Raw genomic sequence first — 22,230 nt, forward strand, 5'->3', positions numbered from 1 at the left:
GGGCCTCAGCCACGGTGGGCGGGATGGGCTTTTATGGCGGCGATATCTTTCAGGCCGGTGACGAGATCAAGGCTGGTCTTGCCGGCGCTTGCCGTGATGACCTGCTCGATGATGGCGACGGCGAAGCCGATGCTGTCCTCGAGCGTGTGCCGCAGAGCGAGACGGGCGGCGAGAATGCCGGCCAGGAGATCGCCGGTGCCATGCGGGATATCGGCCAGCCTGGGCCGGGTGACCGCCGTCATCTGGCCGTGCTCGACCAGGGCGGTGGTCAGTTGCCCGTCCTCGGGAAGCGAGGTCACGACGATCGATTTGCCGTTCAAGGACCGGCAGGCGGCGCGTGCCGTCTCCCGGTCGTGGACAGGGAGGCCGGTGAGCCAGCCGAGCTCGAAGGCGTTGGGGGTCAGGAGATGGGCCATGGGCAGAAGCCTGTCCCTTATGGCGCCGGCGACGACTTCAGGGATGTACAGGCCTTCGGGCATGTCGCCGAGCACCGGGTCGCACAGATAGAGTGCCTTGGGCATACGGCCGATGATCCCGGCAACCGCCTCGATCTGCTCGGCATTGGCGAAATAGCCGGTCACGATGATGGCGTCCGGCTCGATATAACCGAGCCCGATGAGGCGCTCCAGCATGGCGGCGAGCTTGTCGGGCGGCGTGGCGAGGCCGGCCGGCCGCGCCAGACCCGGATGGTTGGACAGCATGATGGTCGACAACGCGATGGGCGAAATACCCAGCGCCAGCATGGTCGGAAAGATTACCGAATTGCCGACCAGTCCGACAGCCACTTGCGATGAAATCGTGATGACCTGGCGAGGCGCCATGAAACTTAAGCTCCGAAAGCTGCGGGAGAGAGGGAGCAGGTGAGGACTTGCATATCGCTTCCAGGGTGTTGCATCGCCAAATCCTCCTCTAACATTCCCCCCAAAAGGACGAAAGAAGACCACTCAAATTATTCGCAAATCCCCCGCGCGGTCCCATTGTGGCTTAAGCGCGGCGGGTTCGCGCAAATAAATTATTTGCGCGCCCCTTCCCTTACGAACATTTGCCAGAATCTTCTGGCACCCCGATTGCCGGACTACGGAAAGGCACCTACCATGCCGGCCCTGAATTACGGGCCGGGACAGATGTCAGCGCCGCGCGGTTGTCATGCGCCCACTTTATGTGGCGCAGCGATGTCACGCGGCCAACCGTCAGCCGTGGCAAGACAAGGGATGATCCGGATGAGCGCGCGCACCAACACCATCGGCCACTTCATATATATCTATCGACTGTTGATCGCTCTCGCTTTGGTCGGGCTCATGGCAGCGCCGGTCCGCGCCGCGGCCCCCTTCGTCATCGACAACTACTCTTATGCCGCGGACAACTACCGCGAAACGATCGCCAAGATCGCCAAAACCCTCAAAAAGACCGAGCCCGAGCTGCAGCAGGAGCTCGACGCCGCGGTCGAGCAAGGCAACAACCGCACCGCCGCGCAGGTGATGGAGCAGTTGCTGGCACTCAACCCTGACGATCAGGCGAACTGGCAGAAGCTCGCCGATTTCCTGCTCGTCGCCGAACCGTTCAACTCGCAGGACGGCTATGAATTGCCGACGCTGGCCATCGGGGCCGCGATCCGCGCCTATCAGCTCTCCAACAGCAATGAGCAGAAGGCGGCGGCGCTCAACGATATCGCCCAGGCGCTGGTCAAGCGCCAGGACTGGCGTCCGGCGCTCAACGCCTATCGCGCCAGCCTCGAGCTCGTCGAGAATGCCGACATCCGCAAGACCTATGAGGAATTGCGCAAGATCCACGGCTTCCGCATCACCGACTATACGGTCGAAAGCGATGCGCCGCAGCCACGTTTGTGCTTCCAGTTCTCCGATCCGCTCGCCAATTCGGTCAGCGATTTCGCGCCCTACTTCACGCAGGATCCAGGCCCGATCTCGGCCGTCACGGTCGATGGCAGCAAATTGTGCCTCGAAGGCCTGAAGCATGGCGAACGCTACAAGGTCACGGTGCGCCAGGGCCTGCCCTCCTCGGTCGATGAGAGCCTGCTCGACAATGCCGATTACGAAATCTATGTGCGCGACCGCTCGCCGTCGGTGCAGTTCGTCGGCAAATCCTATGTGCTGCCGCGCACGGGGCAGAGCGGCATCCCGCTGGTTTCGGTGAACACCGGCAAAGCGAAGCTCCAGCTCTATCGCATCGGTGACCGCAGCCTGCTCTCGGCGGTGGGCGGCAACTTCCTCGAGCAGCTCTATGGCTACCAGGCCTCCGACATCGCCCGCAGCAAGGGCGAGAAGGTCTGGGAAGGCAATATGGATCTGGTCAGCAAGGCCAATGAGGACGTCACCACCGCGTTTCCGGTGGACGAAGCCCTCGGCAAGATCACGCCCGGCCTCTATGTGATGACGGCGCAGCCGGGCGATCTCGTGGCGGCGGACGACTATAATCAGATCGCCACGCAGTGGTTTATCGTCTCCGATCTCGGCCTCACGACGCTCAAGGGCAAGGACGGGCTGCACGTCTCCTTGCGCTCGATCGCTTCGGCCGACCCACTCGCCAATGTCACGGTCAGGCTCCTCGCCCGCAACAACGAGATCCTCGGCAGTGTGAAGACGGATGCGACCGGCGTCGCCTTCTTCGATGCCGGCCTCACCAAGGGCGAGGACGGGCTCGAGCCGGCGCTGGTCGTCGCCTCCGACGACAAGGACGACTATGCCTTCATCGACATTTCGCGGCAGGCTTTCGATCTCTCCGACCGCGGCGTCACCGGGCGTGACCCGCCGGGTGCGGCGGATGCCTTCGTCTATGTCGAGCGCGGCGTCTATCGCCGCGGCGAAACCGTCCATGCCGCGCTCCTGTTGCGTGATGGCAACGCCAATCAGCTGGCCGATGTGCCGGTCACGCTGGTGGTCGAGCGCCCGGATGGCGTCGAATATTCGCGCGCCGTTCTGAACGATCAGGGCGCCGGCGGGCGCACCCTCGATATTCCGCTCATCGCTTCGGCGGCGGGCGGCACCTGGCGTGTCCTCGCTTATACCGACCCCAAGGCGCCGGCGATCGGCGAGACCAGCTTCCTCGTCGAAGATTATGTGCCCGACCGCATCGAATTCGATCTCAAGGCCAATGGCACACGCATCGACCGCAATGTCGGTGCGAGCCTGACGGTCGACGGGCGCTATCTGTTCGGCGCGCCGGCCGCCAATCTCGATATCGAGGGCGATGTGTCGGTCTCGGCCGACTACCAGCCTTTCGAGCAGTGGAAGGATTATGCCTTCGGCCTGTCGGATGAAGGCGTCGACACGGTGCAGAACAGCATCGGCGATCTGGCCCAGACCGACGACAAGGGCCATGCCGAAATCACCATGCCACTGCCGCAGCTGCCGACGACGACCCGTCCGCTGAAAGCCAGCTTCACCATCCGCATGAAGGAAGCCGGTGGCCGCGGTGTGGTGCGCACCGCCGCGCTGCCGATCCTGTCGACCGGCAATATGCTCGGGCTGAAGCAGGAAGGCGAAGCCGGCGAAGGCGGCCAGGCCGTCTTCAACGCCATCGCCGTCGATCCGGAGGGCAAGCCGGTCGCGGTCAAAGGCGCCAGCTGGGTGCTGAAGCGCCTGACCACGACCTATCAGTGGTACAAGACCGACAATCGCTGGAGCTACGAAGCCGTCACCACCGCTCGCAAAGTGACCGGCGGCACGGTCGATATCGCGGCCGACAAGCCGGCGCAGATCAGCGCGCCGGTGCAGTGGGGCCAGTACCGGCTCGAAATTGCCGGTGACAATCTGGCGCCGTCCTCGACCAGCTTCTATGCCGGCTATTACGTCTCCGAAAAAGCCAACACGCCGGACATGCTGCCGGTGGCGCTCGACCGCACATCGGTGAAGACCGGCGACACGCTGCAGGTGAAGATCGATGCCCGCTTCAGCGGCAAGGCCTCGGTGCAGGTGGTGGGCGAAAAGCTCTATTCATCGCAGCTCATCGACGTGCCGGACAATGGCACCACGGTGCCGGTCACCGTCGGCAAGGACTGGGGCACCGGCGCCTATGTCATCGTCACCCATTTCCGGCCGATGGATGTCGCCGCCAAGCGCATGCCGACACGTTCGATCGGCCTCGCCTGGTTCGGCATCGATCGCGATGAGCGCACGCTCAAGATCGCGCTGACGCCGGCCCCGGTAATGAAGCCGCGCCAGACGCTGAAAGTGCCGGTGAAGATCTCCGGCCTCGAAGGCGAGAAGGCCTATGTCACGGTGGCTGCCGTCGATGTCGGCATTCTCAATCTCACCGGCTACAAGCCGCCTGAGCCTGAAACCTATTATTATGGCCAGAAGCGTCTGTCGGCCGAGCTCTATGATATTTATGGCCAGCTGATCGACGGCATGGGCGCCAATCGCGGCGCGATCCGTTCGGGCGGTGACGGCGGCGCCGGCAATTTCCAGAGCCCGCCGCCGACACAGGCGCCGCTCGCTCTGTTCTCCGGCATCGTCGAGGTGGCGGCGGACGGGACGGCGGAAGTGCCCTTCGACATCCCGGCCTTCAACGGCTCCATCCGTGTGATGGCGGTGGCCTGGACGCCGACCAAGGTCGGCCACGCGTCGGTCGACGTGATCGCGCGCGATCCGGTGGTGATCGCCGGCACGCTGCCGCGGTTCTTAGGGTCAGGCGATCAGTCGCGCCTGCGCCTCGATCTCCTCAATGCCGAAGCCGCACCTGGCGACTATGCGCTGGCGGTGACGGTCGATGGTCCGCTCGGCACCGATGCCGCGACGCTCAATCAGACGGTGAAGATCGGCGCGGTCGGCTCACGCACGCCAGTGAATATTCCGATCACCGCGACGGCGATCGGCACGGCGCGCGTGACCGCGACCTTGTCGGGTCCGGGCGATGTGCAGATCGACCAGAGCTTCACGCTCGGCATCGTGCCGGCCAATCCGCCGGTGACGCGCCGCATGGTGCACACGCTCGACCCCAAGGGTGGCATCACGGTCAGCAAGGACCTGATCGCCGAAATGGTGTCCGGCACCGGCGCCGTGTCGCTGTCGGTCGGTCCGTTGAGCGCGCTCGACGTTCCGGGCCTCTTGCGTGAGCTCGACCGTTATCCCTATGGCTGCTCGGAGCAATTGGTCAGCCGCGCCATGCCGCTGCTCTATCTCTCCGAGCTCGGCGGCAACGACCTCGATCTCGACGGGTCGGTGAAGGACCGGCTCGCCGATACGGTGCAGCGTCTCTTGGCGCGCCAGGACAGTAATGGCGCCTTCGGCCTGTGGAACTCCTATAGCGGCGATCTGTGGCTCTCGGCCTATGTGACCGACTTCCTGCTCAGGGCCCGCGAGAAGGGTTATGCGGTGCCGGAAGGCGCGCTCAACCAGGCGGTCGATTACCTGCGCAACCAGGTCGGCAACTCGCCTTATGTGGAGCAGGGCCGCGGCGAGGACATCGCCTATGCCCTCTACACGCTGGCGCGCGCCGGACGCGCTCCGGCCGGCGACCTGAAGTACTTCGCCGACACCAAGATCGGCCAGTTCGGCACCGCCATGGCACGGGCGCAGATCGCCGCCGCTCTCGGCATGCTCGGTGACAAGCCGCGCGCCGGCGAGGCGTTCCAGTCGGCGGCCGACGCCCTCAAGGCCGAGGTTGACGGGACCAGTACCGTGGCCTGGAATTATTATGGCTCGCCGTTGCGCAATGCCGCGGCCATCGTGGCTCTGGCGGAGAACGGCAATGCCAGCCCGCCGGTGATCCAGGCGGCCCTCAAGGTGATCAGCGACGAGCGCGCCAAGTATCGCTATGCCTCCACCCAGGAAATGACCTGGATGGTGCTGGCGGCGCGCAACATCGTCGATCAGGCCCGCTCGGTGAAACTCAATGTCGACGGCTCCGCGCATCAGGGTGCCCTCTACAAGGTGTATCGCGGCGGCAATCTCGACGAGGCGCACAAGGTCAGCAATGAAGGCGACACGCCGCTCCAGGCCGTGGTCGCGGTCTCGGGCGCGCCGATCGTGGCCGAGCCGCCGTCGTCGAACGGCATGACACTGCTGCGCATCTACTACACGCTCGACGGCACGCCGGTGGATCCGGCGCAAGTCAAGCAGAATACCCGCCTCGTCGTGGTGCTCAGCGCCAGCCGTGACGGCAATGATCAGAGTGGCAACTTCCTGATGGTCGATCGTCTGCCGGCCGGCCTCGAGATCGAGAATCCGACTCTCGTCGCCACCGGCAGCACCGCGAGCCTGTCGTGGCTCAGCGATCTCACCGGCGTGACCTATACCGAGTTCCGCGACGATCGCTTTGTCGCCGCCTTCTCGGATCAGAGCGCCAAGGTCGCCTATATCGTCCGCGCCGTGGCGCCGGGGCAGTATGCGCTGCCGGGCGCCACCGTCGAGGACATGTATCGGCCCGACCGCAATGCCGTGCTCGCCACCACGAAGATGACGGTTACGGAATAGGACGTCGCTCATGCGCAAGACCGCGCGGAACGATGCGGACACGAAGGAGCGCCGGCGCGGCCGGCGCTTCCAATTCCTCTACGCTGCCGTGTTCACGACGATCCTCGTGGTGAATGCCGGCGGCTTTGCCATTTCGGAAGCGATGCGGCGGATGGGTCCGCTGCCGCTCGGCGAGAACTTAAGCTATTCGCCGCTGGTGCTCGACCGCGACGGCCGGTTGCTGCGCCCCTTTACCACCGAAGAGGGTTATTGGCGGCTGCCGGCTAAGCCGGAGGAGGTCGACCGGCGGTTCCTGGCGATGCTCATCGCTTATGAGGACAGGCGCTTCTATGCGCATTACGGCGTCGATCCGGTGGCGATGTTCCGGGCCGCGTGGCAATTCGCCTGGCATGGCCGCATCGTCTCGGGCGGTTCGACCATCACCATGCAGGTCGCGCGCCTGCTTGAGCCGCGCCCCGAACGCACGCTCGGCGCCAAATTCGCCGAGATGATCCGCGCCGTGCAGCTCGAAAGCCGGCTGAGCAAGGACGAGATCCTCTCGCTCTATCTGGCGCTCGCGCCCTATGGCGGCAATCTCGAAGGCACGCGCGCGGCGGCGCTCGCCTATTTCGGCAAGGAGCCGCGGCATCTGTCGGCGGCCGAGGCCGCATTGCTGGTGGCTTTGCCGCAAGCCCCCGAAACGCGCCGGCCCGACCGTTTCCCCAAGACGGCCCGCGCCGCGCGCGACCGCGTGCTGAGACTTCTGATGGGCAAGGGCCTCATCAATGAGGACCAGGTGCTGGCCGCCGAAGCGGAGCCCGCGCCCGACGGACGCCAGCTGTTTCCGCTCCATGCCGCACATCTCGCCGAGCGCCTGGTGAAGCAGGACCGCGTGGCGAAGAAGAGAATCAACATCGTCGAGACGACGACGATCTCGCGTCCCCTGCAGGAGCAGCTCGAAACCCTGGCGCGCGAGCGGGCGGTGGCGCTCGGCGGCAAGATCTCGGTCGCCATTATCGCGCTCGACAACGCCACCGGCGAAGTCCGCGCCCATGTCGGCGGTGTCGGTTATTTCGACAAGGGCCGCGCCGGCCAGATCGATCTCGCGCTGGCGCTGCGCTCGCCCGGCTCGACCTTGAAGCCTTTCATCTATGGTCTCGCTTTCGAGGATGGTCTCGCTCATCCCGAGACGCTGGTCGATGACCGGCCGATGCGCTTCGGCATCTACCGGCCGGAGAATTTCGACGAGGCCTTCCAGGGCACGGTGACCATGCGCCGCGCGCTGCAGCAGTCGCTCAACATGCCGGCGGTGCTGCTGCTCAATGCGCTTGGTCCCAACCGGCTGATCGCGCGCATGACGAATGCCGGTGCGGCGCCGAAACTGCCGGCCGATGCGGCGCCGGGCCTCGCCGTCGGTCTTGGCGGCGCCGGCGTGAAGCTCACCGATCTGGCGACACTCTATCTCGCCCTGGCGCGCGAGGGCGAGGCCTTGCCGATCATCTGGCGCAAGCAGGACCGGGCCACCGCTGCCGCACCACGCCGGCTCTTCGACAAGGCGGCCGCCTGGCAGGTCGGCGATGTGCTGATCGACGCGCCGCCGCCGCTCAATGCGCTGCCGGGCCAGATCGCCTATAAGACCGGCACGTCCTATGGCTATCGCGATGCCTGGGCCGTCGGTTATGACGGCGCGAATACCGTCGCCGTCTGGGTCGGCCGGCCGGACAACGAGCCGGTCTCCAATCTCATCGGCCGCACCGCCGCGGCACCGATCCTCTTCGACGCCTTCTCGCGCATCGCCGAGAAGCGCACGCCCTTGCCGCCGGCGCCGGAAGGTGTGCTGTTTGCCCGCACCTCGGACCTGCCGCCGGCGCTGCAGCGCTTCCGTCCCAACAGCCTGCCGGAGATCGCTTCCTCAGGGCCAGGTGATGCACCGCTGGTGATCTCCTTCCCGCCCAATGGCGCCCGTGTCGATGTTTCAGACGATACGAGCGATGTCGGCCTGGCGCTCAAGGCCATGGGCGGTGCGCCGCCTTTCACCTGGTTCGCCGACGGCCTGCCGATCGTGATCGGCGAAGCGCGCCGCGAGACCTGGTGGGAAAGCCCGGGCAAGGGCTTCGCGCGCCTGTCGGTCATCGACGCGCAGGGGCACACCGCAAGCGTGCAGGTGAGGCTGGATTAGTACTGAGTCTATCCTGATGGATGCTTCGAGGCCCGGCTGCGCCGGGCACCTCAGCATGAGGGATGCCAGAAGGGATCTCGCCTAGATCACATTGCGCTCGAAGAGCGGCGCCTTGCGGGCGATGCGCGCGAAGCCGAAGCGGGCGAGATCGATGCTGCGATAGCCGCCATGGATGACGAGCTCGGCAATGGCGTTGCCGGCGCCTGGGCCCTGCTGCAGGCCATGGCCGGAGAAGCCGTTGGCGAAGAGGAAGTTGGCCAGCTCCGGATGCGGGCCGATCACCGCATTCTGGTCGAGCGCGTTGTAGTCGTAATGGCCGACCCAGGCATTGACGACCTTGATCGCCTCGAAGGCCGGCACGCGGCCCGCAAGCCTTTCCCAGATATGTTCCTCGAACCAGGAGTAATCGACATCCCAGCTGAGATCGCCGGGCTCGTCGGCTTCATCGGGCGACAGGCCGCAGATGAATTGCTGGCCTTCGGGGCGGAAATAGATGCCGGAAATATCGACGGTGAGCGGCGCCTTGTGGAGCGCTTCGCTGGCGCCCGGGCAATCGAGCACATAGACGTACCGCTTGCGCGGACCGACCGGCAGGTCGATGCCGGCCATGCGGGCGAGCGCGCCGGCGCCGGTGCCGCCGGCATTGACGAGGGTGCCGCAGCCGATCTCGGCGCCATCGGCGAGCGTCACCGAAACGGCCCTGCCGGCGACCGTCTTCACGGCCGCGACCTCGCCTGAAATGATCTCGACGCCTTTTGTGGCCGCCGCCTTGCGGAACAGGCTCATCAGCGAATAGGGGTCGAGCCAGCCTTCGCCGCTGCGGCCGAAGCAGCCGAGCTCCAGACCGTCGGTCACGAGCCAGGGGAACTCTCTGCCGAGGCCCTCGGCGTCGAGGAGGACATTGTCGGCGCCATTGGCGATCTGGACACTGTGATTTTCCTCGAGGATGGCGCGGCCTGCCTCCGAGGCCAAGATCAGGTAGCCCTGCTCGCGGAAGCCGACATCGGCTTCCGCGCCGAATTCAGCCTTCAGGTTCCGGAGTACGTTGAGCCCGAATTTCGACAGCTGGATGTTCTCCGGCGTCGAGAATTGCTGGCGGATGCCGCCGCAGGAGCGCGCCGTGCAGCATTGGGCATAGGTCGTGTCGCGCTCGATCAGCGCGATCGAGCCGGTGAAACCGTGCTTTTTCAGGAAATAAGCCGCGCTGCTGCCGACAATGCCGCCGCCGACGATCACTACATCATAAGTCTTCATGGTGGCGGCACTCTGCCCAAAGCTCAGCCTTGGCTCAAGCCCCTCGTCCGTCGGTTAGGCTTGGCAGATATGAAGAGAATGAATAGGGTCACCCCGCAAATTCAGCAAAGGTGACCATGACGATCAGACCTCGCCGCAGTGTTCTCTATATGCCGGGCGCCAATGACCGGGCGCTGGAGAAGGCCCGCACGCTCCCCGCCGACGCGCTCATCCTCGATCTGGAGGATTCGGTCGCCCCCGAGGCCAAATCCCAGGCCCGCGACAAGGTGGCCCAGGCCGTCAAAAGCGGCGGTTATGGAAAACGCGAGCTTGTCATCCGCGTCAACGCGCTGGACACGCCCTGGGGGGCCGACGACCTCAAGGCCGCGGCCGCGGTCGGTCCCGATGCGATCCTGGTGCCGAAAGTGTCGCGGCCCGGCGACATCGTCAGCGCCGCCAAGGTGCTGAAGGCCTGTGGCGCGCCCGCCCATACGCGGCTGTGGGCGATGATGGAGACGCCGCTCGCCATCCTCAATGCCCGTGACATCGCCGGCGTCGCCGCCGATGCCGATCAGCGTTTCGCCTGCCTGGTGCTCGGTACCAATGATCTCCTCAAGGAATCGCGCGCCCGGGCGCTCGGCAACCGCTTCGCCATCGTGCCCTGGCTCGCCATGAGCGTGCTCGCCGCCCGCGCCTTCGGTCTCGATGTGATCGACGGCGTCTATAACGACTTCAAGGACGAGCAAGGCTTCCGCGCCGAATGCGAGCAGGGCCGCACGCTCGGCATGGACGGCAAGACACTCATCCATCCCTCGCAGGTCGAGCCCTGCAATGAGATCTTCTCGCCGAGCGGTGAAGAGGTGCAACGGTCGCGCAAGGTTATCGCCGCCTTCGCTCTGCCGGAACATGCGGGCAAGGGCGTCATCACCGTCGATGGCCGCATGGTCGAAAGGCTGCATCTGGTGATGGCCGAGCGTGTCGTCGCCATCGCGGAAGCGATCGCCTCGTGAGCACACCGACGGCAATCGATCCGCTCGAGACCGCCTATCTGCTCGCGGCGGAGATTTCCGGTGCCGACCGGACGCCGGCAGACATAACGCGACTCATTCGTGGCCTCGATGCGCTGGCCTATGCGGTGCATTTCGTCGAGGCGGACGGAGGCTCCAGCGAATTGGAGCCGCCGCGTCTCGATTATGCCCAGACCTATGATGCCATCCGGCAGCGCTTTCCGTTTCTCGGCAAATATTGGCTCGCCCTTCATCCCGTGCTGCAGGAAGGAATAGAAGGCGAGCTCGCGGTCGGCGATGCGATCGACGACCTGGCGGACATTCTGATCGAGCTCAAGGATGTGCGCTGGCTGCATGAGCGGGCCGGTCGAAAAGAAGCGCTTGGCGCATTGCGGGAGAGATACGATATGCATCTGTGGATGCATGTTCATTCCCTCCGCCAGTATCTCGAAGAGGTGAAGCGTGATGACTGACAGCAAGACCAATCAGGGCAATTTCTTCGAGGATTTCCGTATCGGGCAGGTCATCCGGCATTCGACGCCGCGCACCGTGACGGCGGGCGACCAGGCGCTCTACACCGCCCTTTACGGCTCGCGCTTCGCCGTCCAGTCGTCGGACGAATTCGCCCGCGCCGTCGGCTATGCACGGGCACCGCTCGATGATCTCCTCGTCTTCCATGTCGTCTTCGGCAAGACCGTGCCCGACATCTCGCTCAATGCGGTGGCCAATCTGGGTTACGCCGAAGGCCAGTTCCTCAAACCCGTCTATCCGGGCGATACGCTCAGCGCCACGTCGGAAGTGATCGGGCTCAAGGAGAATTCGAATAAGAAGACCGGTACCGTCTATGTGCGCTCGACCGGCTTCAACCAGGCGGGCGAGCCGGTCCTGAGCTATGTGCGCTGGGTGATGGTGCGGAAACGCGACGAGGCCGCACCCGCGCCCAAGGCGCAGGTGCCGGAGCTGGCGCCGGCGGTATCGCCTGATGTGCTGGGCGCCGGCTGTCCCAAGATCGCCGGCAAATTGTGGGACGACGCGCTGGCGGGCTCGGCGCATCGCTTCAAGGATTACGAGGTCGGCGAGCGTATCGACCATGTCGACGGCATGACGGTGGAAGAAGCCGAGCACATGCTGGCGACGCGGCTCTATCAGAACACCGCCAAGGTGCATTTCAACCAGTTCAGCGAAGCGAAAGGACGCTTCGGGCGAAGGCTCATTTATGGCGGCCATGTCATTTCGCTCGCCCGCGCGCTCTCCTTCAACGGCCTGGGAAATGTCTTCCATGTCGCCGGCATCAATGGCGGACGGCATGTGGCGCCGCTTTTCGCCGGCGGCACCGTTTTCGCCTGGTCGGAGATCATTGCTGCGGCGGATGTGCCGGCGCAGTCCGATGTCGGCGCGCTGCGCATCCGCACCCGCGCCACGCGCGATCTGCCTTGTGGTGATTTCCCGGAGAAGGATGCAACCGCCGAGGAGCCGGGCGTGATCCTCGACTTCGACTACTGGGCCCTCATCCCGAGATAGCGCTCTCTTTGGCGCATCGGCTCATCCGAAAACCGCGGACACTTTTCGGGCCGATGCGCTATAAGAGCAGCAGCTTCTTCACGATCGCGAAGATCTCCTTGTAGGGCAGCTTCGTCGCGCCCGCCGCGGCGAGCGGCAGGAGGGCCGCGGCGCCGAGCGGCACCAGCGCTGCGCGGTTGAAGAGGAAGACCGACAATTTGTGTGCCAGCTCGTACTGCTTGCTGGGATCGGCGATGTCCGGCGTTTCCTGTCCATCCTCCGCCTCGGGCGCCGCGACATTGGCGCCGAGAAGTTTGTACTCGGCCTGACGCAGCGCCGTCGTCGCCCGGGCGCCGCTGATGGCGAGTGTCCTTGCCTTCAGCTTCGACAACGGGGCGGTGAAGACCAGGAGCGGAATGACGAAGAGGCCGAGCACGATGATGAGCCAGATCGCCATGACGGCGCCATAGGCCGAGAGCGTCAGTGCATCCTTCTGCAGGAAGTGGGCGAGGGCGGCGCCGACGACGCAGCTCATGCCGAACATGAAGGTCGCATAGGCATTGGGATAACGGCCGACGAAAGCGAGGCCGGCCTTGCCGTCCGGATGGGTCGCCACCAGTCGCAAATCCTGGCGCGACAGGCCGTGCAGCAGCAGGGCCCAGACGAGATGACGCCACAGGCCGCGCGCCAGCAGGAACCAGAAGATCGGACCGCTGACGAGAAGCGTCCACCAGCCGGCCAGCGTCAGGCCACTGCCGCCCGACAGGTCGCGCAGCGCCCAGGATGCGGTGTCGGCGCTCTTCAGATTATAGAGAGAGATGAGCGAGATCAGGCCGGCGAAAGCGAGGCAGAGGGCCTCCGCGACGCCTGAATTGCGCCGCCGCAAGGCGCGCGCCACGAGGCGGGCCGCGTCGGGACGCGATGCCGGGGCGATGAGTGGAGATTCGGCGAATTGCGCGAGAGTCTGGCGCAGCTGCGGCTCGACCTGGCGCTCGGCGATGATGAAGATGCCGACCGCGACGAAGAAGCGGGCCCAGACATTGAGGTCATAGAGAAACGGCGTTGCCGCGCCCGAGATCAGATGGCCTTCGGCAAGGCTCAAGAGAGCCGGCACGGCCCAGGCCAGGCCGATGAAGATCAAAGCGCGCCGGCCGGCCTTGAGCGCGTGGTCATGCAGCAGGCCGAGGCGGCGCTGTATTTCATAAAAGGGGCCGCCATGTGCCGCGAGGAACTCGCCGATTTCAGCCTTGTCCGGCATCAGCCTGCTCCGTAGGATATCTGGGGTTGGCTGGCAGACTATCCATATCGAGACCGCGGGGCGCGATGGACCAAAGTCCAACTGGAGAGCAGCCGGCCAAAGTTGGAGATTTGCGGGGCAGAGGGAGGTTGTCATGAAATCTCTGCGTTATCTGCTGATCACCGGAGCAGCCCTTCTCCCCGCTTCCGGTTTTGCGGCCGATCTCACGCCGCCGCCGGAGCCGGCCAGCGAATGGACCTTCAGGTTGGCGCCCTATTTATGGATGGCGACGCTCGAGGGCGATATCGGCCAGTTCGGCCTGCCCGATATCGAAATCGATGCGCCCTTCAAGGACATTCTCAAGAACCTCGATTTCGGCGCCATGGCGGTGGCGGAAGCGCACAACGGCACGTTCGGCGTGCTCAGCGACATCATGTATGTGAAGCTCGGCGCCGATGACGGGGCGAGCATCCGCAATCTCGATGTCGACATCGACGTGACAAGCGAGACCTTCACCGGTCTCCTCGCCGGCGAGTTTCGTCTCATCGATGCGGAAGGCGGCAGCCTCGATGTGCTGGCGGGCGCCCGTCTGTGGTCGGTCAGTACCGATGTCGACATCACCGGCGACCTCGACAGGTCGGCGAGCGATTCGGCGACCTGGGTCGATCCGACGATCGGTCTCAAGAGCCGCGTTGATCTCAGCCCGGATTTCTTCTTCAATGCCTGGGGCATGATCGGCGGCTTCGGCATATCGTCGGATTTCGCCTGGGATGCCTATGGCGGGATCGGCTATCAGATCAGCGAGTCCACCGCGCTCGTCGCCGGCTACCGCGCGATCAGCGTCGACTATGAAAAGGACGATTTCAAGTTCGATGTGATCGAGCACGGCCCCGTCCTCGGCGCCGTATTCACTTTCTAGATAAGTCCCGCGTCCATGAGCAGGAACAGGCCGCTCAAGGTGAAAAGCGACACGGCGGTGCCGAGCGCGATGGCGCCCGAGACGGGAGCGGCGCCGGTCTCGTAGCGCTGCGCGAAGAGATAGGCATTGGCCCCCGTCGGCATGGCGGCGAGCATCAGCGCGATATGGGTCCAGAAGGTATCGAGCCCGACCACGTAATGCGCGATCAGCCAGACGACGACCGGCAGGCAGAGGAGCTTGAGCGTCATAAGTGTGAAGATGGCGCGCCACTGGCCCTTGAGGCTGTAGCCGGCGAGAGACAGGCCCAGAGCGACAAGCGCCGTCGGCACGCCCGCCTCGCCCAGCATTTCGAGAAAGCGGTCGGGCACCGGATGCAGGCCGAGCCCGGTGACACGCCAGAGCGTGCCGAGCAGCAAGGCGAGCACGATGGGGTTGCGAATGAGCTGGTTCACCAGCTGGCGCAGCACCGACAGGACCGACGGCAGCTTGCCTTGCCCCGAGGCCTCGATATGGATCACGGCGGCGAGCCACAGAATGGGGGCGTGGATCGACAGGATCAAGCCCACCGGCAGAGCGGCGCGGTCGCCAAAATGGGCGAGCGCCAGCGGCAGGCCGAGCATCGCCAGATTGCCGAAGCTGGCCCCCATGGCGGCGGAAGCAGGCGCCGCCTCGATGAGGTTCGTTGCGCGGGCGATGATCGTGGTGGCGATCCAGACCACCGCGATGCCACCAAAGAGTGCCGCCCAGAGTGGCCAGGGCGACAGGCTCTCCTGGTCGATCACCGCGACGGTGCGGAACAAAAGCGCCGGCATGGCGAGGTTGAATACCACCTGGCTGAGGCCCTGGCCGGCGGCCGGGCCAATGAAATTGGTGCGCGCGCAGATGAAACCGAGCGCGATCAGGCCGAAGACGGGGAGGATGGTGGTGAGGATCGAAGACATGAAGCGCGCGACAATAAAGCATCGGCCCGAAAAGTGCGAAGCGGTTTTCGGATAAGCCGATGCGCTCTATCGTGCCTCACGGCACGATGCGATAGTTCCTGCCGTACCAGCGCATTTTTTCCTCCTGCAGGCGAATGGATGTGCCGGGCTCCGGCGGGCGCCAGTTGGCCCAAGCCACCGCTGCGACGGTGCGGCCGTCAGGCAAGTCGACGAAGACCCGGGGCAGGCTCTGTCCCTTGTCGGCCTGATGCACGGTCCAGCGGACGAAGCGAACATCGAGGATCTCGCGGGACACCGGAACATTCGTCGCCCAGAAAATCAACCATAGGGCCACGGGCAGTCCGACCAGGACGGGCGCAACAAATTTCAGGATGGCTTCGAGCGTCATCTGCCGGTTGAGAAGCCGGGTGAGCTCTTTTCTCATGCCGGATCCTCGCTTGCCGTCTTTGCTTGCGGACTCAAGGGCAGGCGATAGTTCTTACCGAACCAGAGAAGAGTCAGCTCTTCAAGCTGAACCGTGTCACCGACTGCCGGCGCTTGCCAGCCACTCCAGACTTCGATGGCGGTGGTGCGGCCATCGGGAAGGTCGACATAAATCCAAGTCGAGGGCGGGTCTCTGCTGGGGAGCATGGTCAGGCGGACGAACTTGCCTTCCACGGGTCGGGCAGAGATCGGCTCGTTGGTGAGAAGAACAACAAGAACGGCGGCCAACAGAAAGGCGAGGATAAAGGCTTGGCGGTTGCGCCGGACGAAATCGAGAATCAGCCAGAATCTGAAACCCGGGCTGATCCGACCTTTCACGCCGCCTGCTCGCTGGCGCGCGCGTCGATGAGGCGGACGAGATCGCTCATGATGCGGTTCAGGTCGAAGTCCTTGGGCGTATAGACCTGGGCGACGCCCAATTGCTTGAGCACCAGCACGTCTTCGGGCGGAATGATGCCGCCCGCGACCACCGGCACCTGGCCGAGGCCAGCGGCGCGCATACGGTTCATGACGTCGCGCACCAGCGGCACATGCGAGCCCGACAGGATGGAGAGGCCGACGACATGCACCTTGTGCTCGAGCGCCGCGGCGACGATCTGCTCCGGCGTCAGGCGGATGCCGTCATAAGAAACTTCGAAGCCGCAATCGGCGGCGCGCACCGCGATCTGTTCGGCGCCGTTGGAATGGCCGTCGAGGCCGGGCTTGCCGACCAGGAATTTCGGCGTGGCGCCGAGCTTGGCGGCGAGAGCCTCGACTTGCTGTCTCACTTCGGCGATCGATTGCGAGGCTTCGCCGCGCATCAGCAGCGTGACGCCGGTGGGCGCGCGATATTCGCCAAAGACGCGGCGCAAGGTCTCGCCCCATTCGCCGGTGGTGACGCCCGCCTTGGCGCAGGCGATCGACGGCTCCATGACATTGCGGCTCTCGCGTGCTGCCGCTTCGAGGGCTTTCAGCGCGGCGGCAACGGCCTTCGCGTCCCGCGTGCTGCGCCAGGTCTTCAATTTTTCGATCTGCTCATATTCGACCGTCTCGGACACGGTGAGGATCGCCTCGCCGTCCTCCGAAGCGAGCGGCGACGGCTCGCTGGTGGTGAAGGCATTGACGCCGACAACCTTGGTCTCGCCCGCCTCGATGGCGCGCAGGCGTTCGGCATTGGAGTCGACCAGCGCCTTCTTCATATAGCCGGTCTCGATCGCGGCGATGGCGCCGCCCATGGCGAGCACACGCTCGAGCTCGAGGCGCGCCTCGGCCTTGAGCTGCTCGACCTTGGTCTCGATCTCCTTCGACCCGTCGAAAATGTCGCCGTAATCGAGGAGGTCCGATTCATAAGCGACGATCTGCTGCATGCGCAGAGACCATTGCTGGTCCCAGGGCCGCGGCAGGCCGAGCGCCTCGTTCCAGGCGGGCAGCTGCACGGCGCGGGCGCGGGCGTTTTTCGACAGCACCACCGCCAGCATCTCGAGCAGGATGCGATAGACATTGTTCTCGGGCTGCTGCTCGGTGAGGCCCAGCGAATTCACCTGCACGCCATAACGGAAGCGGCGCAATTTCTCGTCCTTGACGCCATAACGGTCGCGGCAGATCTCGTCCCACAATTCGGTGAAGGCCCGCATCTTGCAGATTTCGGTGATGAAGCGGATGCCGGCATTGACGAAGAAGGAGATGCGGCCGACGATTTCGGGAAATTCGGCGTCTGGAATCGTGCCGCTCGCCTTGACGCCGTCGAGCACCGCGATCGCCGTCGCGAGCGCGAAACTCAGCTCCTGCACCGGCGTGGCACCCGCTTCCTGCAGATGATAGGAGCAGACATTCATCGGATTCCATTTCGGCAATTGCGATGCCGAGAAGGCGATGGTGTCGGTGATGAGCTGCATCGACGGTTTGGGCGGGAACACATAGGTGCCGCGTGAGAGATATTCCTTGATGATGTCGTTCTGGGTGGTGCCGGCGAGGCTGCCGCGGCTCGAGCCTTGCTCATCGGCGGCGGCGACATACAAAGCGAGCAGCCAGGCGGCGGTCGCATTGATGGTCATCGACGTGTTCATCTCGTTCAAGGGGATGCCCTCGAACAAAGTGCGCATGTCGCCCAGATGCGAAATGGGAACGCCGACCTTGCCGACTTCGCCGCGCGCCAGAATGTGGTCGCTGTCATAACCGGTCTGAGTCGGCAGATCGAAGGCCACCGACAAGCCGGTCTGGCCCTTGCCCAGATTGGTGCGGAACAGGCGGTTGCTTTCGGCCGCGGTCGAATGGCCGGCATAGGTGCGGAAAATCCAGGGGCGGTCACGCGTCATGCAGTGCATCAAAGCATGAGCGATATTGCGGCGCAACAATTCCTTAGGGGGATCGGAGGGGCCGGAGCAGAGCCATATTGACCAATCCCATGGCGGTCATGCCCGAAAACAGGGCAAATGTACCATGGGCGGTGATTTCGAGCGGCGGCGAGATGTCAGGAATGAGGTGGAAGCCCAGAAAGGCGCCCAAGGCCAAAGAGGCGAAGTTGCCGGCCATGCGGGGTGCATCGGAAGCGTCGGTCAGCTGATTGAGGACGATGGTGGCGGCGAGCAGCAGAACCAGCAGGAACAGCCCCGTGCCATCGGTCAGGGCCGACCATAACCACGCCATCACTAGGGCCAGGAGATCCACCATTCCGCCACCCCGGTTTACCGCCGAATTATCGGCCAGAGTCGCTGCCGGGTAAAGCGCGAATGGGTCAGTGTCATTGACCTGTCATATGCCCAAAACTGCGGCAAACTGTCATGATCAGCCTGTGAGCAGGCGCAATGTACTTTTGTTGCATTGCAAAATGACATAGCCTCGTTGTCATATTGGGGAACGGAGGAATACCCATGAGCGCCAAAGCGAAAACAACAGTCAGCGCGCCGGCCAATGCCAACCAGCCGGTGAAGGATCTCTACGAGATCGGCGAAATCCCGCCGCTCGGCCATGTTCCCGAAAAAATGTACGCCTGGACCATCCGCCAGGAGCGGCATGGACCGCCGGACAGCGCCATGCAGATCGAGGTCGTGCCGACCTGGGCGATCGGCGAGGATGAGGTGCTGGTGCTCGTGATGGCGGCCGGCGTCAACTACAACGGCGTGTGGGCGGCGCTCGGCACGCCGATCTCGCCGATCGACGGTCACAAGAATCCCTATCATATCGCGGGCTCCGACGCGTCGGGCATCGTCTATGCGGTCGGTTCGAAAGTGAAACGCTGGGCGGTCGGCGATGAAGTCGTCATCCATTGCAATCAGGATGATGGCGACGACGAGGAATGTAATGGCGGCGATCCGATGTTCTCACCGTCGCAGCGCATCTGGGGCTATGAGACGCCGGACGGCTCCTTCGCGCAGTTTGCCCGCGTGCAGGCGCGCCAGCTTCTGCCGCGTCCGCAGCATCTCACCTGGGAAGAGTCGGCCTGCTACACGCTGACGCTGGCCACCGCCTATCGCATGCTGTTCGGCCATCGCCCGCATACGTTGAAGCCTGGCCAGAATGTGCTGGTGTGGGGCGCCTCGGGGGGCCTTGGCTCGATGGCGGTGCAGCTCATCGCCACGGCCGGCGGCAATGCCATCGGCGTCATCTCGGATGACGACAAGGCGGATTTCGTCATGTCGCTCGGCGCCAAGGGTGTCATCAACCGCAAGAACTTCAAATGCTGGGGCGAGATGCCGAAGGTCGGCACGCCCGAATACAATGAGTGGCTGAAGAACGCGCGCGATTTCGGCAAGGCGATCTGGAATTTCACCGGCAAAGGCAACAATGTCGACATGGTGTTCGAGCATCCGGGCGCTACGACCTTCCCGGTTTCGGTGCTCATCGTGAAACGCGGCGGCATGGTGGTCATCTGCGCCGGCACCACCGGCTATAATCTCACCATGGACGCGCGCTATCTGTGGATGCATCAGAAGCGCGTGCAAGGCTCGCATTTCGCCAATCTGATGCAGGCCGCCAACGCCAATAAGCTGGTGCAGGCGCAGCGCATCGATCCGTGCATGTCGGAAGTCTATGCCTGGAGCGACATCCCCAAGGCGCACATGAAAATGTGGAAGAACGAGCACCGGCCCGGCAATATGGCGGTGCTGGTGTCGGCGCCGCGCACCGGCCTCAAGACCTTCGAGGATGTGATCGAGGCGGCGTCCTCCTGACGCGCCCTGTCCCTCTATTCGTCATGGCCGGGCGCGCCGACCCGGCCATCCAGCCTCGCCGTCGTACATCTATCGCAGGATGGGCTGGATGGCCGCCTCAAGGGCGGCCATGACGAGTTGGGAGAGGTTCTCATGAACGAAGACCGGCTGCCGGTTGCTCAGCTGCGCAATCTTGGACCGAAGTCGGCGCTGATGCTGGCGGAAGCCGGCATCAGGACCATTGCCGAATTGCGCGTGCTGGGGGCTGCGAAGGCCTATCGGCGGGTGAAGGACAAGGCCTCGCTCAATCTGTTATGGGCGATCGCCGCGGGCCTCGATGATCGCGACTGGCGCGATCTCGGCGAAGCGGAGAAAACCTCACTCCTTGCTGAGGTCCGCCGCCTCGGTTGAGGCTTCCTTGTCGTATTTGCGCGCCAGCACGATGACGCGGTTGAGCTCGCCGCCGAGAATGAGGGCGAGGGCCGACAGATAGATCAGGAACATCGCCGCGAAGAGGCCGGAGAGGCCGACATAGGTCGAGGCGAAGGTCGCGAAATTGGCGAGGAAATACGAATAGACGCTCGACAGCACGAGCCACACGCAGACGGTGAGGATGACGCCCGGCATCAGGTAATAGAGCTTCACGCGCCTTGCGGGCAGGATCAGATGGGCGAGGAACAGGCCCACCACCATGATGGCGATGGCCAGCGGATAGCGGTAGCGGTCGAATGTGGCGACGAAATCGTCGAAGGCCGGCGCGTAGAGGCTGATGAAATGGATGGCGGTCGGCGCGAACACGATCAATACCGCCAGCGCCAGCAGCAGCACGGCTGATCCCACCACGAACAGCGCCATGAGTCCGTAGAGCAGGAAAGTGTTGCGGTCCTCGGTCAGGCCATAGGCGCGGTTGAGCGCGACGCGCACGCTGTCGACACCGCCCATGGCGCTCCAGACGGTGATGATGGCCGAGACGCTGAGAAGGGCGGTGCGTGGCCGCGTCAGCAGCGAATTGATCTCGGGTGCGATCGGTCCCACGAATTCCTTGGGCGCCACGCTCAGGAGATAGGTCACGATGCTGGAGGCGAGCTCGGCGCTGCCGAAGAAACCGGCAAGCGCGGTCAGGAAAATCAGGAACGGGAAGATCGAGAACAGAAAACGAAAGGCGATATTGCCCGCCAGCGGTATGGCCTCGTCCGCGAACAGCCGCCTGATGGCTTCGAGGATGAGAAGGGGAATGGTGGGCCGCGGTTCCGTCATGCGCCAGCCATAACAGGGGGAGGGATTCGATGAAAGATCGGGCGAGCGCGCAGAGGACCTAATAAAGCGCGTATCCACCTAAAAAATTCCCCCTCCCATGCGGTTGCAGCGGAGAGGGGGAAGTCTGGGGAGAAACTATTTGCCAGGCGTTGCTACCCGGCCGTGACGGGCAGCTTGCGCGCTTCGGTTTCGACACTCGCTTTGAGTGCCGGATCGAGCTTGAGGCGCGAGGCGAGCATCGCCAGATAGGCCTGCTCGGCCGGATCATCGGGATCGATGGCGAGCACGGAGGCGGCATAGATCTCGACCGCGCGCTCGACGCTGGTCGCGCCCCTCACCACCGCGTCGATATCGAGCGGCTTGCGCAATTCGTCGATGACGAAGGCTTTCGCGTCATTGTCGAGCGCGAATTCGTCGAGCTTGTCGAAGATCGCCTTCTGCTCATTGGCATCGATATGGCCGTCCGCCTTGGCGGCGGCGATCATGGCGCGCAGCAGGACGAGGCTCAGCTCGTTGCGCTCCTGCGGCGCCGAGGGCAGGAAGACGGTGCCTTCGGCCTGCGGCGTGATGTCCTTCATCGGCTGGCTGACCGGCGGGACCGTCGACTGGGCGCCCTTGGTCGCCTGGTAATTCTGCCAGGCCTTGTAAGCGAGGCCGCCCAGCACCGCGACGCCGCCGACCTTCAGGGCACTGCCGGCAAGCTTCTTGCCGCCCTTCGAGCCGAGAAGGATCGAAACGAGGCCGCCCGCGGCGGCACCGCCGGCCAGACCCTTGAGCATGTCGGGAGAAAATCCCGACCCGCTCTTGGCCGGCGCATTCTGGCCCTGCTGCTGCTGGCCCTGGCCGCCCAGGAACTGTTCAAGAAGCTTTTGCGGATCGAACATATCTGCCCTTCTCAAGTCTAGCTCGCCAAATCCTCAGAAGGCGGGCAAAGACA

Annotated in this window: 18 protein-coding genes; 8 read left to right on the forward strand and 10 right to left on the reverse strand. The window is 64.3% G+C overall.

Features of this window, described 5'->3' with window-relative positions; all coding sequences use genetic code 11:
• Positions 1 to 5: 5 nt before the first annotated feature.
• Positions 6 to 821, reverse strand: a complete 816-nt coding sequence (locus tag JHL16_RS00875) for a PfkB family carbohydrate kinase (protein ID WP_200183012.1) — start codon at positions 819 to 821, stop codon at positions 6 to 8.
• Positions 822 to 1,220: 399 nt separating this feature from the next.
• On the opposite strand from JHL16_RS00875, the gene JHL16_RS00880 reads away from it, so the two are divergent.
• Together JHL16_RS00880 and pbpC are read left to right on the forward strand one after the other, a co-directional pair.
• Positions 1,221 to 6,431, forward strand: a complete 5,211-nt coding sequence (locus tag JHL16_RS00880; protein ID WP_200183013.1) for an alpha-2-macroglobulin — start codon at positions 1,221 to 1,223, stop codon at positions 6,429 to 6,431.
• Positions 6,432 to 6,441: 10 nt separating this feature from the next.
• The gene (gene pbpC, locus JHL16_RS00885) at positions 6,442 to 8,589 is read left to right on the forward strand and encodes a penicillin-binding protein 1C (protein WP_200183014.1); all 2,148 of its coding nucleotides are present in this window, start codon (positions 6,442 to 6,444) and stop codon (positions 8,587 to 8,589) included.
• A gap of 81 nt (positions 8,590 to 8,670) precedes the next feature.
• Here the strand turns inward: pbpC and JHL16_RS00890 are convergent, their stop codons facing one another.
• On the reverse strand, positions 8,671 to 9,843 hold the full coding sequence (locus JHL16_RS00890) for an NAD(P)/FAD-dependent oxidoreductase (protein WP_200183015.1): 1,173 nt from the start codon (positions 9,841 to 9,843) through the stop codon (positions 8,671 to 8,673).
• 116 nt (positions 9,844 to 9,959) lie between these two features.
• Between JHL16_RS00890 and JHL16_RS00895 the strand changes: the two genes are divergently transcribed.
• The 3 genes from JHL16_RS00895 to JHL16_RS00905 are packed head-to-tail and all read left to right on the forward strand — an operon-like array spanning position 9,960 to position 12,350.
• Complete coding sequence (locus JHL16_RS00895; protein ID WP_200183016.1) at positions 9,960 to 10,832, forward strand: HpcH/HpaI aldolase/citrate lyase family protein; 873 nt, start codon at positions 9,960 to 9,962, stop codon at positions 10,830 to 10,832.
• Positions 10,829 to 11,302 carry a hypothetical protein gene (locus JHL16_RS00900; protein WP_200183017.1) on the forward strand — a complete coding sequence of 158 codons (474 nt, stop codon included), beginning with the start codon at positions 10,829 to 10,831 and terminating at the stop codon, positions 11,300 to 11,302. The genes JHL16_RS00895 and JHL16_RS00900 overlap by 4 nt, the downstream gene beginning before the upstream one ends.
• The gene (locus tag JHL16_RS00905) at positions 11,295 to 12,350 is read left to right on the forward strand and encodes a MaoC family dehydratase (RefSeq protein ID WP_200183018.1); all 1,056 of its coding nucleotides are present in this window, start codon (positions 11,295 to 11,297) and stop codon (positions 12,348 to 12,350) included. Before JHL16_RS00900 ends, JHL16_RS00905 begins: the two co-directional genes overlap by 8 nt.
• A 58-nt stretch (positions 12,351 to 12,408) precedes the next feature.
• Here JHL16_RS00905 and JHL16_RS00910 read toward each other — a convergent pair whose 3' ends face one another.
• Positions 12,409 to 13,587 carry a hypothetical protein gene (locus tag JHL16_RS00910; protein ID WP_200183019.1) on the reverse strand — a complete coding sequence of 393 codons (1,179 nt, stop codon included), beginning with the start codon at positions 13,585 to 13,587 and terminating at the stop codon, positions 12,409 to 12,411.
• A gap of 133 nt (positions 13,588 to 13,720) precedes the next feature.
• On the opposite strand from JHL16_RS00910, the gene JHL16_RS00915 reads away from it, so the two are divergent.
• The gene (locus tag JHL16_RS00915) at positions 13,721 to 14,485 is read left to right on the forward strand and encodes a porin family protein (RefSeq protein WP_200183020.1); all 765 of its coding nucleotides are present in this window, start codon (positions 13,721 to 13,723) and stop codon (positions 14,483 to 14,485) included.
• On the opposite strand, the gene JHL16_RS00920 is transcribed toward JHL16_RS00915, so the two are convergent.
• From JHL16_RS00920 to JHL16_RS00940, 5 genes are all read right to left on the reverse strand, one after another.
• Positions 14,482 to 15,426, reverse strand: a complete 945-nt coding sequence (locus JHL16_RS00920) for an AEC family transporter (protein ID WP_200183021.1) — start codon at positions 15,424 to 15,426, stop codon at positions 14,482 to 14,484. The two genes, JHL16_RS00915 and JHL16_RS00920, sit on opposite strands and share 4 nt — an antisense overlap.
• A 76-nt stretch (positions 15,427 to 15,502) precedes the next feature.
• A complete protein-coding gene (locus tag JHL16_RS00925; protein ID WP_200183022.1) occupies positions 15,503 to 15,850 on the reverse strand; it encodes a hypothetical protein in 348 nt (115 codons plus the stop codon).
• Positions 15,847 to 16,227: a hypothetical protein gene (locus JHL16_RS00930; RefSeq protein ID WP_200183023.1), complete on the reverse strand. Its 381-nt coding sequence runs from the start codon at positions 16,225 to 16,227 to the stop codon at positions 15,847 to 15,849. Before JHL16_RS00930 ends, JHL16_RS00925 begins: the two co-directional genes overlap by 4 nt.
• A complete protein-coding gene (locus JHL16_RS00935; protein ID WP_246770718.1) occupies positions 16,224 to 18,203 on the reverse strand; it encodes a protein meaA in 1,980 nt (659 codons plus the stop codon). Before JHL16_RS00935 ends, JHL16_RS00930 begins: the two co-directional genes overlap by 4 nt.
• 43 nt (positions 18,204 to 18,246) lie before the next feature.
• Positions 18,247 to 18,558 (reverse strand): hypothetical protein, encoded by a 312-nt coding sequence (locus tag JHL16_RS00940; protein WP_200183024.1) that lies wholly within the window; start codon positions 18,556 to 18,558, stop codon positions 18,247 to 18,249.
• A 200-nt stretch (positions 18,559 to 18,758) separates the two neighbouring features.
• Between JHL16_RS00940 and ccrA the strand changes: the two genes are divergently transcribed.
• Together ccrA and JHL16_RS00950 are read left to right on the forward strand one after the other, a co-directional pair.
• Entirely contained in the window at positions 18,759 to 20,057 is a 1,299-nt protein-coding gene (gene ccrA, locus JHL16_RS00945) for a crotonyl-CoA carboxylase/reductase (RefSeq protein WP_200183025.1), read from the forward strand.
• A 132-nt stretch (positions 20,058 to 20,189) separates the two neighbouring features.
• Positions 20,190 to 20,447: a TfoX/Sxy family protein gene (locus JHL16_RS00950; protein ID WP_200183026.1), complete on the forward strand. Its 258-nt coding sequence runs from the start codon at positions 20,190 to 20,192 to the stop codon at positions 20,445 to 20,447.
• Here the strand turns inward: JHL16_RS00950 and JHL16_RS00955 are convergent.
• Together JHL16_RS00955 and JHL16_RS00960 are read right to left on the reverse strand one after the other, a co-directional pair.
• The gene (locus tag JHL16_RS00955; RefSeq protein WP_200183027.1) at positions 20,415 to 21,293 is read right to left on the reverse strand and encodes a YihY/virulence factor BrkB family protein; all 879 of its coding nucleotides are present in this window, start codon (positions 21,291 to 21,293) and stop codon (positions 20,415 to 20,417) included. The genes JHL16_RS00950 and JHL16_RS00955 overlap by 33 nt on opposite strands.
• A 152-nt stretch (positions 21,294 to 21,445) precedes the next feature.
• Positions 21,446 to 22,177: a tellurite resistance TerB family protein gene (locus JHL16_RS00960; RefSeq protein WP_200183028.1), complete on the reverse strand. Its 732-nt coding sequence runs from the start codon at positions 22,175 to 22,177 to the stop codon at positions 21,446 to 21,448.
• Between the last annotated feature and the right edge of the window lie 53 nt (positions 22,178 to 22,230).

This window comes from Taklimakanibacter albus (assembly GCF_016595235.1).
Classification (GTDB): domain Bacteria; phylum Pseudomonadota; class Alphaproteobacteria; order Rhizobiales; family Aestuariivirgaceae; genus Taklimakanibacter; species Taklimakanibacter albus.